General features: G+C 71.4%; 15 protein-coding genes. 2 read left to right on the plus strand and 13 right to left on the minus strand.

Annotation, left to right across the window (positions count from 1 at the left end; translation table 11 throughout):
• Positions 1–157: 157 nt before the first annotated feature.
• Complete coding sequence (leuA, locus tag ACU6P3_RS10150) at positions 158–1933, minus strand: 2-isopropylmalate synthase (protein ID WP_447196835.1); 1776 nt, start codon at positions 1931–1933, stop codon at positions 158–160.
• Positions 1934–2292: 359 nt separating this feature from the next.
• On the opposite strand from leuA, the gene ACU6P3_RS10155 reads away from it, so the two are divergent.
• Together ACU6P3_RS10155 and ACU6P3_RS10160 are read left to right on the plus strand one after the other, a co-directional pair.
• A complete protein-coding gene (locus ACU6P3_RS10155; RefSeq protein ID WP_447196836.1) occupies positions 2293–3363 on the plus strand; it encodes a M4 family metallopeptidase in 1071 nt (356 codons plus the stop codon).
• 287 nt (positions 3364–3650) lie between these two features.
• Positions 3651–3929 carry a protealysin inhibitor emfourin gene (locus tag ACU6P3_RS10160; RefSeq protein ID WP_447196837.1) on the plus strand — a complete coding sequence of 93 codons (279 nt, stop codon included), beginning with the start codon at positions 3651–3653 and terminating at the stop codon, positions 3927–3929.
• A gap of 72 nt (positions 3930–4001) precedes the next feature.
• On the opposite strand, the gene ACU6P3_RS10165 is transcribed toward ACU6P3_RS10160, so the two are convergent.
• The 12 genes from ACU6P3_RS10165 to ACU6P3_RS10220 all read right to left on the minus strand — a co-directional run bounded on the left by ACU6P3_RS10165 (position 4002) and on the right by ACU6P3_RS10220 (position 14683).
• Positions 4002–4709: a TetR/AcrR family transcriptional regulator gene (locus tag ACU6P3_RS10165; protein WP_447196838.1), complete on the minus strand. Its 708-nt coding sequence runs from the start codon at positions 4707–4709 to the stop codon at positions 4002–4004.
• A gap of 128 nt (positions 4710–4837) precedes the next feature.
• Positions 4838–5788: a GTPase Era gene (era, locus tag ACU6P3_RS10170; protein ID WP_030754663.1), complete on the minus strand. Its 951-nt coding sequence runs from the start codon at positions 5786–5788 to the stop codon at positions 4838–4840.
• A 222-nt stretch (positions 5789–6010) separates the two neighbouring features.
• Positions 6011–6376 (minus strand): cytidine deaminase-like protein, encoded by a 366-nt coding sequence (locus ACU6P3_RS10175; protein WP_030754661.1) that lies wholly within the window; start codon positions 6374–6376, stop codon positions 6011–6013.
• A 212-nt stretch (positions 6377–6588) separates the two neighbouring features.
• Positions 6589–6948 carry an MmcQ/YjbR family DNA-binding protein gene (locus ACU6P3_RS10180; protein WP_447196839.1) on the minus strand — a complete coding sequence of 120 codons (360 nt, stop codon included), beginning with the start codon at positions 6946–6948 and terminating at the stop codon, positions 6589–6591.
• Positions 6945–8234, minus strand: coding sequence for a hemolysin family protein (locus tag ACU6P3_RS10185; protein WP_447196840.1), 1290 nt, complete (start codon positions 8232–8234; stop codon positions 6945–6947). Before ACU6P3_RS10185 ends, ACU6P3_RS10180 begins: the two co-directional genes overlap by 4 nt.
• The gene (gene ybeY / locus ACU6P3_RS10190; protein ID WP_030754655.1) at positions 8231–8728 is read right to left on the minus strand and encodes an rRNA maturation RNase YbeY; all 498 of its coding nucleotides are present in this window, start codon (positions 8726–8728) and stop codon (positions 8231–8233) included. Before ybeY ends, ACU6P3_RS10185 begins: the two co-directional genes overlap by 4 nt.
• Before the next feature lie 67 nt (positions 8729–8795).
• Positions 8796–9815: a PhoH family protein gene (locus tag ACU6P3_RS10195; protein WP_344275444.1), complete on the minus strand. Its 1020-nt coding sequence runs from the start codon at positions 9813–9815 to the stop codon at positions 8796–8798.
• A gap of 200 nt (positions 9816–10015) precedes the next feature.
• Positions 10016–11125 carry a carbohydrate kinase family protein gene (locus ACU6P3_RS10200; protein WP_234314958.1) on the minus strand — a complete coding sequence of 370 codons (1110 nt, stop codon included), beginning with the start codon at positions 11123–11125 and terminating at the stop codon, positions 10016–10018.
• 226 nt (positions 11126–11351) lie between these two features.
• Complete coding sequence (locus ACU6P3_RS10205; RefSeq protein ID WP_447196841.1) at positions 11352–12260, minus strand: ribonuclease Z; 909 nt, start codon at positions 12258–12260, stop codon at positions 11352–11354.
• 5 nt (positions 12261–12265) lie between these two features.
• Positions 12266–12625, minus strand: a complete 360-nt coding sequence (locus ACU6P3_RS10210; protein ID WP_030754647.1) for a histidine triad nucleotide-binding protein — start codon at positions 12623–12625, stop codon at positions 12266–12268.
• 223 nt (positions 12626–12848) lie between these two features.
• Positions 12849–13607, minus strand: coding sequence for a 16S rRNA (uracil(1498)-N(3))-methyltransferase (locus tag ACU6P3_RS10215; protein WP_447196842.1), 759 nt, complete (start codon positions 13605–13607; stop codon positions 12849–12851).
• Positions 13604–14683 (minus strand): nitronate monooxygenase, encoded by a 1080-nt coding sequence (locus ACU6P3_RS10220; protein ID WP_447196843.1) that lies wholly within the window; start codon positions 14681–14683, stop codon positions 13604–13606. The genes ACU6P3_RS10215 and ACU6P3_RS10220 overlap by 4 nt, the downstream gene beginning before the upstream one ends.
• Positions 14684–14781: the final 98 nt, after the last annotated feature.

Genomic DNA, 14781 nt, shown 5'->3' on the forward strand with positions numbered 1-14781 from the left:
TAGCCACATCGTCGAGGCGGCGTCAGCACCGCGTCGTGAGATCGCCACGACATGGCCGAACCCCGCCCTCCGCTCACGGCGGGCGGGGTTCGTGAAAAGGCGGGGTTCGTGAAGTGGCGGGGCTGGCGCGGAGACGGGGCCGGTGAAGCCCCGGGGGTCAGCGGGACGCGCGGTTGACCGCGGAGATGACCGCCTTCAGCGACGCGCGCGTGGTGTTCGCGTCGATCCCGATGCCCCAGAGCACCTGCCCGTCGATGGCGCACTCGATGTACGAGGCGGCCTGCGCACTCGCGCCCTCGCTCATCGTGTGCTCCTGGTAGTCCAGCAGCCGGGCGTCCACGCCGATCGTCGCCAGTGCCTCGAAGAACGCGGAGATCGGACCGTTGCCGGTGCCGCTCAGCACGGTCTCCTCGCCGTCCACCACGGCCCGGACGGTGAGCGTGTCCTTGCCGTCCGTGTCGGTCGTGGTCTGGCCGGAGCGCAGCTGGACGCGGCCCCAGGCGTTGTCCGGGTTGGGCAGGTACTCGTCCTGGAAGACCGACCAGATCTGGCCCGGGGTGACCTCGCCGCCCTCGGCGTCGGTCTTGGCCTGGATGATCCGCGAGAACTCGATCTGCATCCGGCGGGGCAGGTCCAGCTTGTGGTCGTTCTTCAGGACGTAGGCGATGCCGCCCTTGCCGGACTGGGAGTTGACCCGGATGACCGCCTCGTAGGAACGGCCCACGTCCATGGGGTCGATCGGCAGGTACGGCACGTCCCACACGGTCTCGTCGACCGGCTTGCCCCGCTCCGCGGCCTCGGCGATCCGCGCGTCGAAGCCCTTCTTGATGGCGTCCTGGTGGGAGCCGGAGAAGGCGGTGTAGACCAGATCGCCCGCGTAGGGGTGGCGCGGGTGGATCTCCATCTGGTTGCAGTACTCGCTCGTACGACGGATCTCGTCGATCTGCGAGAAGTCGATCTGCGGGTCGACACCCTGCGAGAACAGGTTCATCCCCAGGGTGACCAGGTCGACGTTGCCGGTGCGCTCGCCCTGCCCGAACAGGCAGCCCTCGATCCGGTCCGCACCGGCCATGATGGCCAGTTCGGCGGCGGCCACGGCCGTGCCCCGGTCGTTGTGCGGGTGCACGGACAGACAGACGTGCTCACGGCGGGACAGGTGGCGGGACATCCACTCGAAGCGGTCCGCGTGCGTGGAGGGCGTGGAACGCTCCACGGTGGCCGGCAGGTTCAGGATGATCTCGCGGCCGGCCTCGGGCTGCCAGACGTCCATGACGCCCTCGCAGACCTCCAGGGCGAAGTCCAGCTCGGTGTCGGTGAAGATCTCCGGGCTGTACTGGTAGCCGAAGGCGGTCTCGGGCCCCAGCAGCTTCTCCGCGTACTCCATCACCAGCCGCGTACCGTCCACGGCGATCTGCTTGACCTGGTCCTTCGTGCCGCGGAAGACGACCCGGCGGAAGGTGGGGGCGGTGGCGTTGTAGAGGTGGACCGTGGCACGGTGGGCGCCGCGCAGCGACTCGACGGTGCGCTCGATCAGCTCCTCGCGCGCCTGGGTCAGGACGGAGATCGTCACGTCCTCGGGGATCGCCCCCTCTTCGATGATCGACCGTACGAAGGCGAAATCGGTCTCTCCGGAGGACGGGAACCCGACCTCGATCTCCTTGTAGCCCATGCGGACCAGCAGGTCGAACATCTCCCGCTTGCGCGCCGGGGACATGGGGTCGATCAGCGCCTGGTTGCCGTCCCGCAGGTCGGTGGACAGCCAGCGGGGGGCGGCGGTGATGCGCCGGTCGGGCCAGGTGCGGTCGGGGATGTCCACGGCCTCGTACCGGCCGTACTTGTGGATCGGCATCCCGGACGGCTTCTGGGTGTGGGTCGCGTTGGTGACGGGCGTGGGGCGACCGACGGAGGCGGGAGAGGTCGAACGGTCAGACATTGCGCGGGGCTCCTCGTGTGTCCGCTGGGACGGCCGACGGGGCGGGATTACCGCAACACCAGACTCCGCGGGGAGGGGGTCGGCCTCGACTACAGGCCCTCGCCGCGGCAGCTAAGGAGAAGCAGCCCGAAACGCATGATGCGTGGCAGCCTAGCGGAGCGGCGCCGTCCGTGCGGCTCCGTATCAGCATGCGGAATCGGCCACCTATCGCGCGCAAGGGACGCGGCCGACACGTATGCGCGAAATATCAAACACACGAACAACGGCATCGAAACATCAAACAGCGACAGACCACCCGAATTCAGCAATCATGGTCGCAATCGGTGACAGAGGGACGACCGACTGCCACATTGGTTCTCATGGACGCCATCACGCCAGTCTTCTGCACCATCGTGCCGCCGCACGTCCTCGACAAGCTCTCCCAGGCCGACAACCCGGACGTGTCCGGCACCGCCCGACGCACCCTGGAGGCGGACGCCGCCCGTCGCACCCGCCGCCAGTTGCTGATGGCCTCCGGGGCCCGGCCGACCACCGCGCGCGCCGAGCGCTCCCCCGAGGCCGCGGGAAAGCCGGACCGCACCATCCACGACTGCGAGCACGGCACCACCCTGCCGGGGAAGAAGGTCCGCTCCGAGGGGCAGGAAGCGGGTCGGGACGCGACGGTCAACCGGGCGTACAGCGGCCTCGGCGCCACGTTCGAGCTGCTGCTGACGGCGTACGGACGGGACTCGCTGGACGGTGCCGGGCTGCCGCTCGTCGCGAGCGTCCACTACGACGAGAAGTACGGGAACGCCTTCTGGGACGGCGAGCAGATGGTGTTCGGAGACGGGGACGGGGAGATCTTCCTGGACTTCACGCTGCCGGTCGACGTGATCGGCCACGAGCTGACCCACGGCCTGACCCAGTACACGGCCAATCTGAGCTACTCGGGCCAGTCCGGCGCTCTGAACGAGTCGATGTCGGACGTCTTCGGCTCCCTGGTCAAGCAGTACACCCTGGACCAGACCGCCGAGCAGGCCGACTGGCTGATCGGCGAAGGCCTGCTCGCGGCGGGTGTCACGGGCGTCGCGCTGCGGTCCATGAAGGCCCCCGGCACGGCGTACGACGACGACGTGCTCGGCAAGGACCCGCAGCCCGGGACCATGGAGGACTACGTCCGCACCAACCAGGACAACGGCGGGGTGCACATCAACTCGGGGATCCCCAACCACGCGTTCTACCTGCTCGCCGAGCGGCTGGGCGGCAAGGCGTGGGAGCGGGCGGGGCAGATCTGGTTCGACGTGCTGACCGGCGGCGAGCTGGCGGTGGACGCGGACTTCGCGGACTTCGCCAGGCTGACCCTCGCGGCGGCGCGGTCCCGCTACGGATCCGGGGAGGAGCTGGAGGCGGTGACCAAGGCGTGGTCCCAGGTGGGTGTTCCCACGACGTGACCCTTCCGCGGGAGCGCGACGGGCGCGGGCGCTCATAGCGCGAGGACCCCTTAGAGGTCGCGCGGATAGGTGGGGCGGCGTCGCGTGCCGATGGGCGGCGCCCGGCGGCGTTGTCGTCGGTCATCCCCAAGGTCTCGGCTTCGCTCGACCAGGGGAGGCCCCTTCCGCTCCTGCGTCGCCTCCCTCCTCCGCCTTGCCGGACTTGCCCCTCGCCCCGCTCCTTCCTCCGCCCCACCTATCCGCGCGACCTCTTACGCCCTCGTCCGTCACGCACTAGACAGGGACCCATGCGTATCCACGTACGGCGCACAGGCGGCTTCGCCGGCATCGAGCGGGCGGCCGAGGTCGACACCGCGCCCCTGCCCGACGCCGAGGCCCGCGAGTGGCGGGCGCTGGCCGAGCGCGCGCTGGCCGACGACGGCCCCGGCGCGGACTCCGGCGGAGCCGTGCCGGACGGCTTCAGTTACGAGATCGCGGTCGACGGCCGTACGGTCCGCTGCGCCGACCCACGCCTCTCCGAGGCGCAGCGCGCCCTGGTCTCACGCGTCCTCAAGGAGGGCGCCTGAGCCAGGGGCGCCGGTGTCGGTGCCCGCCTGAAAGCCGACACCAGCACCGGCACCAGCACCGGCACCGGCGGATCAGGAGTTCCGGCCGGCGGACTCCGCCAGGGACGCGGTGGCGGCCTCCACCGTGTCCCCCGCGCCGACCGCGAAGTCCCGCAGCACGAGTTCCAGGAAGTCCCCGAGGCCGACTCCGCCGCCCAGATGGTCGGTACGCAGATAACCGGTGCGCTCCAGGTCGCTGAGTCCGTGCAGCAGGCACCACAACTGCCGTACGACCAGCCAGGAGTCCGCCTCCCTGAACCGGCCCAGGGCCATCGCCCGCACGATCGCGTCGCGTGGGACGCGCAGGACGTAGACCCCCATGTCACGGTCGGAGTCGTCGAGTTCGAAGCCCGCGAGTCCCGAGCCGCCGAACAGCACCGCGTACACGTGCGGCTCCGCGACGGCGAATTCGCGGTAGACGCGGCAGAGCGCGAACAGTTCGGCCACCGGGTCCTCGTCGTCCGTGCGCACCCTTTTCAGACGCTCCATGAAACGCGCGAACCCCTCGCGTATCACCTCGCGCACCAGCGCGGGCATGGAGCCGAAGTGCGTGTAGACGGCCATGGTCGAGGCCCCGACCTCGCGGACCAGTCGTCGTGCGCTCAGCGCTGCGGGCCCTCGCTCGGCGAGCACCCGCGCGGCCTCGTCCAGCAGTCGGCGGCGTATCGAGTTCGCGTCCGTCGAGTCGGCGCTCGAGGAGCGGCCGTCCGGACCGGGTCGTGGGGAATCTGTGGTTGACACAGGAGCAGCGTAACGCTGTTATGGTTAATAACGTCGTTATCAGCCGCGCAGGCAAGGGACGGGGGTCCGGGCCTGCGTCTCGTCGGCCGGGCCCGGACCGGAAACGGCCCGACCCGGCCGGCGAAGGTTCAGAAGCCCAGCTTCCGCAGCTGCTTGGGGTCGCGCTGCCAGTCCTTGGCGACCTTCACATGCAGATCGAGGAAGACCGGCGTGCCGAGCAGCGCCTCGATGTGCTTGCGGGACTTCGTGCCGACCTCTTTGAGCCGCTTGCCCTTCGGGCCGATGATGATGCCCTTCTGGCTGGGGCGCTCGATGTAGACGTTCGCGTGGATGTCCACCAGCGGCTTGTCCGCCGGGCGGTCCTCGCGCGGCAGCATCTCCTCCACGACGACGGCGATCGAGTGCGGCAGCTCGTCCCGTACGCCCTCGAGCGCGGCCTCCCGGATCAGCTCGGCCACCATCACCTGCTCCGGCTCGTCGGTGAGGTCGCCCTCCGGGTAGAGGGGCGGGCTCTCCGGGAGCAGCGGGACGAGCAGGTCCGCCAGCAGTCCGACCTGCTGGTCGCCGACGGCCGAGACGGGGACGATCTCCGCCCACTCCAGGCCCAGCTCCCGGCCGAGCTTGTCGATCGCGATCAGCTGTTCGGCGAGCGTCTTGGAGTCGACGAGGTCCGTCTTGGTGACGACGGCGACCTTCGGCGTCTTCTTGATCGCGGCGAGTTCCTTGGCGATGAACCGGTCACCAGGACCGAGCTTCTGGTCGGCGGGCAGGCAGAAACCGATCACGTCGACCTCTGCCCAGGTCGTGCGCACGACATCGTTCAGCCGCTCGCCGAGCAGCGTGCGCGGCTTGTGCAGGCCGGGGGTGTCGACCAGGATCAGCTGCGCCTCCGGCCGGTGCACGATGCCGCGCACCGTGTGCCGGGTGGTCTGCGGCCGGTTGGAGGTGATGGCCACCTTCTGGCCGACGAGAGCGTTCGTGAGGGTGGACTTGCCCGCGTTGGGGCGGCCGACGAAGCAGGCGAAGCCGGCCCGGTGGGGGGCTTCGGCCGTCTCGGGAAGGGAGGTACGAGCGCTCATGGCGCCCATTCTCCCCGATCGCGCGCGCGCCACCGACCAGGCGGGGGCCGTCATGGCCGCCCGGGTCGCGGCCGGACCGCGGCCGGCGCCCTGGCCGACGGCGCGGCCTGCGTCCTGATCGGTGGCGTGCTCGGCGTCGTGAAAGGTGGCGTGCTCGGCGCCGCCACGGACGCGTCAGCCGCTCCGCCGCCCAGGTCCGGCCCGTCACCGCCCGCCTCCCGGTCAGCCCGCGGGGACGGTCACCCGCAGCACCCCGTCGGGGCCCGCCACCAGGACCGGGGTCGCCGCGCCGCCCAGGTCCCGGACGGCCGCGCGGTCCTCGTCCGAGGCGCCGTCGGCGTCGGTGACGACGGCCGCGGCCTCCAGCGAGGTGGCGCCGCTCGCGACAGCCATGGCGACGGCCGTGCGCAGCGCGCTCAGCTTGAGGGAGTCCAGCTCCACGGTGCCGGCGACGTAGGTGCGCCCCGTCTCGTCCCGTACCGCCGCGCCCTCGGGCACACCGTTGCGCGCACGAGCGCTGCGGGCGAGAGTGATGATCTTGCGGTCCTCGGGGTCGAGGCCGGTGGCGGCGTCGGTGCTCTGAGTCATATGCCGAGCATAGGCAGCGCGGGCGGGGGCCCGGCGGACGGGTCGCCCCGGGACGCGGACGCTCTCCCGGGCCCTGTCAGCTCCCCCGGCCTCGTCCGCCGGAGCTCGCCAGAGCTCGTCAGATCCCGCCCGGACTCGCCGAGCCCGCCCGGACTCGCCGAGCCCGCCGGGACTCCCCCGGACTCGCCGGGGCCCCTGGGACGCAGGACCCGTCAGGGCCGGTCGAGCCGGAGCCGGTCCGCCCTCGGCAGGCCCGCCACCACCAGGTCGTACGAGTCCTCGACCAGCTCCCGCACCATCCTCGCCGGGAGCGGGCCGACCGTCACCGTGTTCCAGTGGCGCTTGTTGAGGTGCCAGCCCGGGACGATCTCCGGGTGGGTGGCGCGCAGGCGGATCGCCTCCTCCGGGTCGCATTTGAGCGAGACCTTCAGCGGGCGGTCCTCCAGCGAGCAGATCGCGAAGATCTTCCCGCCCACCCGGAACACCGTGATCCCGGGGCTGCGCGGGAACGGGGAGTCCGCGGACGTCCCGTTCAACGCCAGGCAGCACGCGGTGAGTTCGTCCGGCGTCATGACGCCGGCGCCTCCTCCCGGACCGGCTCCGCGAGGACCGTGACGATCTTGTTCCGGCGGCCGGCCGGGGACTCTGCCGTCAGGCGCAGCATGCGCCCGTCGGGCAGCTCGACCGACGCGGTGGCACCCGCGATCGGCACCCGCCCCAGCGCCTTGGCCAGCAGCCCGCCGACCGTCTCCACGTCCTCGTCGTCGTACTCGTCGAAGCCGAACAGCGCCCCGAGGTCACCGATGTCCAGCCGGGCCGTCACCCGGTAGGAGCCGTCTCCGAGCTCCGCCACCGGCGGCAGTTCGCGGTCGTACTCGTCGGTGATCTCACCGACGATCTCCTCCAGGATGTCCTCGATCGTGACGATGCCGGCCGTGCCGCCGTACTCGTCGATCACGACCGCCACATGGCTGCGCTCCTGCTGCATCTCGCGCAGCAGGTCCCCCGCGTTCTTCGTGTCGGGCACGAAGGCGGCGGGCCGCATCGCCGTGGAGACGAGGTCGGCCTCCGACTCCCGGTTGATGTGTGTCTTTCTGACCAGGTCCTTCAGATAGACGATGCCGACGATGTCGTCCTCGTTCTCCCCCGTCACCGGGATCCGGGAGAAGCCGGAGCGCAGCGCCAGCGTCAGCGCCTGACGGATCGTCTTGAAGCGCTCGATGGACACCAGGTCCGTGCGCGGGACCATCACCTCGCGTACGAGCGTGTCCCCCAACTCGAAGACGGAATGCACCATCCGGCGCTCCTCGTCCTCGATGAGGGACTCCTGCTCGGCCAGGTCGACCATCGCCCGCAGCTCCGCCTCGCTCGCGAACGGTCCCTTGCGGAAGCCCTTTCCGGGCGTGAGCGCGTTGCCGAGGAGGATCAGCAACTGCGGCACCGGGCCCATGACCCGGGCCAGCGGCAGCAGCGCGTACGCGGCGGCCGTTGCGGTGTTCAGCGGGTGCTGGCGGCCGATCGTGCGCGGTGAGACCCCCACCGCGACATAGCTGACGAGCACCATCACCCCGATCGCCACGACCAGCGCCACCCAGGTACGGGCGAACTGGCTCAGGCAGACATACGTGACCAGCACGCCCGCCGCCATCTCGCACGCGACCCGGACCAGCAGCGCCACGTTCAGATAGCGCGTCGGGTCGGAGGCGATCTGCGCCAGCTTGGCCGCGCCCCTGCGCCCAGAGCGCAGGGCCTCGGCCGCCCGGAAGCTGGTGATCCGGGCCAGGCCCGCCTCGGCGCACGCGGCCAGCCAGGCCACCACGACCAGGGCGACCGCGCCGACGATCAGCTGCGCGGTCATGAGACGGTCGGCGCGGGAGAGGGGCCGGTCAGGCCGCGCTCGGCCCGCCAGCCGTCCACGATGGCCGCCTGGAGCCCGAACATCTCGGCCCGCTCGTCCGGCTCCTCGTGGTCGTAGCCGAGGAGGTGCAGCACACCGTGGACGGTGAGCAGCTGGAGCTCCTCGTCCATGGTGTGCCGCGTCGGGGCCTCCTCGCCCTGCTTCCTGGCGACCTCGGGGCAGAGCACGATGTCACCGAGGAGACCCTGCGGGGGCTCCTCCTCGTCCTTGGCCGGCGGACGCAGCTCGTCCATCGGGAAGGACATGACATCCGTGGGCCCCGGCAGGTCCATCCACTGGATGTGCAGCTGCTCCATGGCGGCCTCGTCCACGACGATCACCGAGAGTTCGGAGAGCGGGTGGATACGCATCCGGGTGAGCGCGTAGCGCGCGACATCGAGGAGCGCCTGCTCGTCGACCTCGGTGCCGGACTCGTTGTTGACGTCGATCGACATGGTGCGCCGCTGTTCTCCAGCCTCTGTTCCAAAGGTGTGCCACGGCCCGTTCCCGGGGTGGCCCGGCCTACGACCCGTTCCGGTCGTCGTACCGCTCGTACGCGTCGACAATACGGCCGACGAGCTTGTGCCGTACCACATCCTGCGACGTCAGCCGGGAGAAGTGCACGTCCTCCACGCCCTCCAGGATCTCCTGGACCTGACGCAGACCGCTCTTCGTGCCGCCGGGCAGGTCGACCTGGGTGACGTCACCCGTGATGACGATCTTCGAGTCGAAGCCGAGCCGCGTCAGGAACATCTTCATCTGCTCGGGGCTCGTGTTCTGCGCCTCGTCGAGGATGATGAACGCGTCGTTGAGCGTTCTACCACGCATATAGGCCAGCGGCGCGACCTCGATCGTGCCCGCCGCCATCAGGCGCGGGATCGAGTCGGGGTCGAGCATGTCGTGCAGCGCGTCGTAGAGCGGGCGCAGATAGGGGTCGATCTTCTCGTAGAGCGTGCCGGGCAGGAACCCGAGCCGCTCCCCCGCCTCGACGGCCGGCCGGGTCAGGATGATCCGGTTGACCTGCTTGGCCTGGAGCGCCTGGACGGCCTTGGCCATGGCCAGGTACGTCTTGCCCGTACCGGCCGGGCCGATACCGAACGTGACCGTGTGCTTGTCGATGGAGTCGACATAGCGCTTCTGGTTGAGGGTCTTGGGGCGGATCGTCCGGCCGCGGCTCGACAGGATGTTCTGCGTGAGCACGTCGGCGGGCGTCTCGGAACCGTCCGCACCGCCGTTCTCGCTCGCCCTGAGCATGGCGATCGAACGTTCCACTGCGTCCTCCGTCATCGGCTGACCGGTGCGGAGCACCAGCATCATCTCGTCGAACAGACGCTGCACGAGCGCGACGTCCGCCGCGCTGCCACTGGCGCTGATCTCATTTCCCCGGACATGGATGTCCGCCGCCGGGAAAGCGTTCTCGATCACTCGCAGCAGGGAGTCACCGGAGCCAAGGACCGTCACCATGGGATGCTTGGCGGGAACGGTGAACCGAGCGTGTGCCTGCCCCGCTGCCGGGGTCCGGTCTGTGGGTGTCTGAGTCATGGGCCGGCTCTGTGGCCTGCACATACCTCCTGTTGAACGGTTCTCGCTGCTCGACAACCTCTCGCCTACCAGCGTACGGCGCCCCAGTGACAAGCCCCTAGGGCTTTTCCCGTGCCTCTCACCACTGTTCACCGTCGTCCCCCGCCGTTCACCGCGACGGGCATGAGCCGGCACACCCGTCGCGTCCCCCCGGGGCCGGGTCAGCCGGAGCGGCCGAAACCGATCGTCGGGACGGCCCTGCGCAGCGGCCAGGGCCGAGCCGGCGAGGGCAGCAGGTCCGCCAGGAAGGCATAGCGCCGCAGCGCCGCCGGATCCTGCTCCGAGCAGGACCGCACGTACTCCCACCAGGCCGCCACCTCGGCCCAGCCGGGCGCGGAGAGCGAGCCCCCGAACTCCTGCACCGAGAGCGCGGCGGTCAGCCCGGCGAAGGCCAGCCGGTCGGCCAGCGGCCAGCCGGCGAGCGTACCGGTGACGAAACCGGCCACGAAGACATCGCCCGCACCCGTCGGGTCCAGCGCCTCCACCCCGATCGCGGGGACCTCGGCGGTCTCGCCGGTGGCGCCGTCGACCGCGTACGCGCCCTCCGAGCCCAGCGTCACCACGGCCACCGGCACCCGGTCGGTGAGCCGCCACGCGGCGGCGCGGGGGCAGTCGGTGCGGGTGTAGCGCATGGCCTCCTCGGCGTTCGGCAGGAACGCCTCGCAGTGCTCCAGGTCGGCCAGCCCCGCCAGGTCCCAGCGGCCGGTGTCGTCCCACCCGACGTCGGCGAAGATCCGGGCTCCGCCACGGGCGGCGCCGGCGATCCACTCGTCGCGCCGGCCGGGCGCGAGCGCGGCCACGGCGGCCCGCGCGCGGGGCGGGCACTCCGGGAGCGCGCCCTCGGGCGGCGGGGCCTCGTGGCCGTGCGAGACCATGGTGCGCTCGCCCTCGTACGCCATGGAGACGGTGACCGGCGAGTGCCAGCCGGGCACCGTGCGGGACCGGCTCAGGTCGATGCCCTCGCCCTGCTCCAGCGCGTCCCAGCAGTACTCGCCGTAGTGGTCGTCCCCGAAGGCGGCGGAGAGCGACGTCCGCAGCCCCAGGCGGGCCAGGGCGGTTGCCATGTTGGCGATGCCGCCGGGGCTCGATCCCATGCCCCGGGCCCAGGACTCCGTCCCGCGCACGGGCGCCGAGTCCAGGCCGGTGAAGATGATGTCGAGGAAGACCGTGCCGGTGAGGTAGACGTCGCACGGGGGATCGTCCGGCGCGCGCAGCGCGCCGAGCGGATCGACATGGGCGATGTGGTCCTGCGGGTCTCCAGTGGGTGTGATCACGGCGGGCTCCCGGTCGCGTGCGGATCCGGACAGTCTGCCCGATCCGCGGGGCCGGGGCCGACGCCCGGACGTCCGCATCCGGGCCGCGGGGGGCGGTCGCCGGCCGTGCGGCGGCCGGCGGCGCTCACGAACCTGTCACGCGCGCGTCGTACCTGTCATACGCGCGTCACACACGCGTGCGCGCGGCGCCTCGGTCGCGACCGGTCCGGAACCCGTCCCGCCGTCAGCCGGACCGTTTCGGCAGAGGTACCCGTACGAGGTCCGCCGCGACCGTCAGTTCGCCGTCGAAGCCCGCCGCGCGCGCCTGGCGCTCGAACTCGTCCGGGTCCCCGTAACGCTGCGAGAAGTGCGTGAGCACCAGATGCCGTACGCCCGCGTCCCGCGCGGCCCGGGCCGCCTGGCCCGCGGTGAGATGACCGTGGTCGGCCGCCAGGCGTTCGTCCTCGTCCAGGAACGTCGACTCGATGACCAGCAGGTCGCAGCCCTCCGCCAGGGCGTGTACGCCGGCGCAGAGCCGGGTGTCCATGACGAACGCGAAGCGCTGGCCCCGGCGGACCTCGCTGACCTCCTCCAGTGTGACACCGTTCAGCACGCCCTCGCGCTGGAGCCGGCCGACGTCCGGTCCCTTGATGCCGTGCGCGGCGAGCCGGTCGGGGAGCATCCGGCGCCCGTCGGGTTCGGTGAGGCGGTAGCCGTACGACTCGACGGGGTGCGAGAGCCGGTGCGCCTCCAGGGTGTACGCGGGCGTGCGCGCGAGTACGCCGTCCCTCTCGACCGGTGCCTCGGTCAGCGAGGCGGTCTCGCGGTAGGCCGTCGCGTACCGCAGCCGCTCGAAGAAGCGCTGTCCGCTCGCCGGGTAGTGCGCGGTGACCGGGTGCGGTACCTGGTCGAGGTTGACGCGCTGGATGACGCCGGCCAGCCCGAGCGAGTGGTCGCCGTGGAAGTGCGTGACGCAGATCCGGTGGATGTCGTGGGCGGCCACGCCGGCGCGCAGCATCTGGCGCTGCGTGCCCTCGCCCGGATCGAAGAGCAGTCCCTCGCCGTCCCAGCGCAGCAGGTAGCCGTTGTGGTTACGGTGCCGGGTGGGCACCTGGCTCGCGGTGCCCAGCACCACCAGTTCGCGTACGGACAAGACGGCTACCCGGGAGGCCAGTTGAAGCCACGGCCGCCCAGGACATGGGCATGCGCGTGGAAGACGGTCTGGCCCGCGCCGGCGCCGGTGTTGAACACGATCCGGTAGCCCGTGCCGTCTGCCTTCTCCTGGTTCGCGACCGCGGCGGCCTCGCGCAGGACGTCGGCGGCGATCCCCGGCTCGGCCGCGGCGAGGCTGCCCGCGTCGGGATAGTGGACGCGGGGGATGACCAGGACGTGGGTCGGCGCCTGCGGGTTGATGTCGCGGAAGGCGACGGTGGTCTCCGACTCACGCACGACGGTGGCCGGCACCTCCCCGGCGACGATCTTGCAGAACAGACAGTCGGCCTGTGGTTCTCCGGCCATGCTCCCGGCCTCCTCGCTGCCGTCGATCACCGAACCTCCTCGGCCGCCCCGGCGTCGCCGAGCGACGCCCGGTGCCACCGGTGCCGGTGATCAGGATGATCCGTACGCATGCATGGTATCGGCCGCCATCAGCTTCGGCGCCGGGTCTTTGAGGGGCCCGTGCCGGGGATCGACGACCGAGGGTCCGGGCCGTCGACCGGCGACCGGCGGGTCCGTACCGCGCTCAGGACCAGCGGCCGGTGCGGGCCATGAGGACGGCCGTGGCCGCCGTGCCGGCGGTGGACGTGCGCAGAACGCTCCGGCCCAGGCGGTACGGCCTGGCGCCCGCCTGGGCGAAGGCCGTCAACTCCTCGGGGGCGACGCCGCCTTCGGGTCCCACGACCAGGACGATCGAGCCCCTGTCCGGCAGCGCCGCGGTCGCCAGCGGCTCCTCACCGCTCTCGTGCAGGACGGCCGCGAAGTCCGCCGTCGCCAGCGACGCGGCGACCTGCTTGGTCGTCATAACGTCCGTGACCTCGGGGAACCGCACCCGGCGCGACTGCTTGCCCGCCTCGCGGGCCGTCGCGCGCCATTTGGCGAGTGCCTTGGCCCCCCGGTCGCCCTTCCACTGCGTCACGCAGCGCGAGGCGGTCCACGGGACGATCGCGTCCACCCCGGTCTCCGTCATGGTCTCGACGGCGAGTTCCCCCCGGTCGCCCTTGGGCAGGGCCTGGACGACGGTGATACGCGGCGTCTCCGGCGGCTCCTCGGCGACCGTGGCCAGCTGGACCACCAGCCGGTCCTTGCCCTCCGCCGCCAGCACCACACCGTCGGCCCACCGCCCCTGACCGTCCGTCAGTACCACGTCCTCGCCCGGGCGCAGCCGCTTCACGGAGACCGCGTGCCGCCCCTCCGGCCCGTCCAGGACGAAACGGCGGCCGGTACCGGACTCGGCACCGGCACCGGCGTCGAAGCCGGCCACGACGAAAACGGGCGCGGTCACGAGATGTGGCCCAGTCCCGGCATCAACGAGGCGCGCGTCGCGTCGAGTTCACCGGCCAGGACCTCGACCAGCCGGCCGGCCGGCAGTTCACGGGCCATCCGGTGGCCCTGCCCGGCCCAGAGCGCCATCCCCTGGGGATCGCCGACCTTGGCCGCCGCCTTGCGCAGTCCCGAGGTGAGGTGGTGGACCTCCGGGTAGGCGGGCGGCGCGTACGGGCCGTGCTCGCGCATGAAGCGGTTGACGAGGCCACGGGCGGGGCGGCCGGAGAAGGCCCGGGTCAGCTCCGTCCGTACGAACAGCGGATTCGTCATCGCCTGCTTGTGCAGCACGTTGGCGCCGGACTCCGGGCACACCAGGAAGGCCGTGCCGAGCTGCGCCGCGTCCGCGCCCGCCGCGAGCACCGCCGCGATCTGACCGCCGCGCATCAGCCCGCCCGCGGCGATCAGCGGCACCTGCACGCTCTCCCTGACCAGCGGCACCAGCGAGAGCAGGCCGATCCCCGCGCCGTCGGCGTCCGGGTCGTCGCGGTGCGTGCCCTGGTGCCCGCCGGCCTCGATCCCCTGCACGCAGACGGCGTCGGCCCCGGACCACTGCGCGGTCTGGGCCTCCTCCGGGGTGGTCACCGTGACAATGGTGAACGTCCCCACCTCGGCGAAGGCGTCGAACACGGCCCGGGTCGGACACCCGAAGGTGAACGAGACGACCGGCACCGGATCGTCGAGCAGGATCGCCAGCTTGGCCTCGTAGGCGTCGTCCCGGCCGGCGTCGGGATTGCCCAGCGGGGTCTCGTACCAACTGGCCTCGTGAGCGAGCTGGTTGCTGTACACCTCGACGGCCGCGTGGTCGGCGTGGTGCGGCTGCGGCATGAACAGGTTGACGCCGAAGGGCCGGCCGGTGAGCCCCCGCAGCTGTTTGATCTCGTCGTGCATGCCGTCGGCGGTCTTGTAACCGGCGGCGAGGAAACCCAGCCCCCCGGCCCCGGACACGGCAGCGGCCAGCTGCGGACAGGAAGCGCCGCCCGCCATGGGGGCCTGCACGATCGGGTACCGGCAGAGATCGGTCAGTGCGGAGGACATGGGTGCATCGTGCCATGTCTTTTGCGACAGCTTCGAACCGGACTCGTATCAGGCTTGTGCCAAAGGTTTACGTGGTGTGCGGGGGCGTGGATCGGCGC

Source organism: Streptomyces hebeiensis, assembly GCF_052983195.1.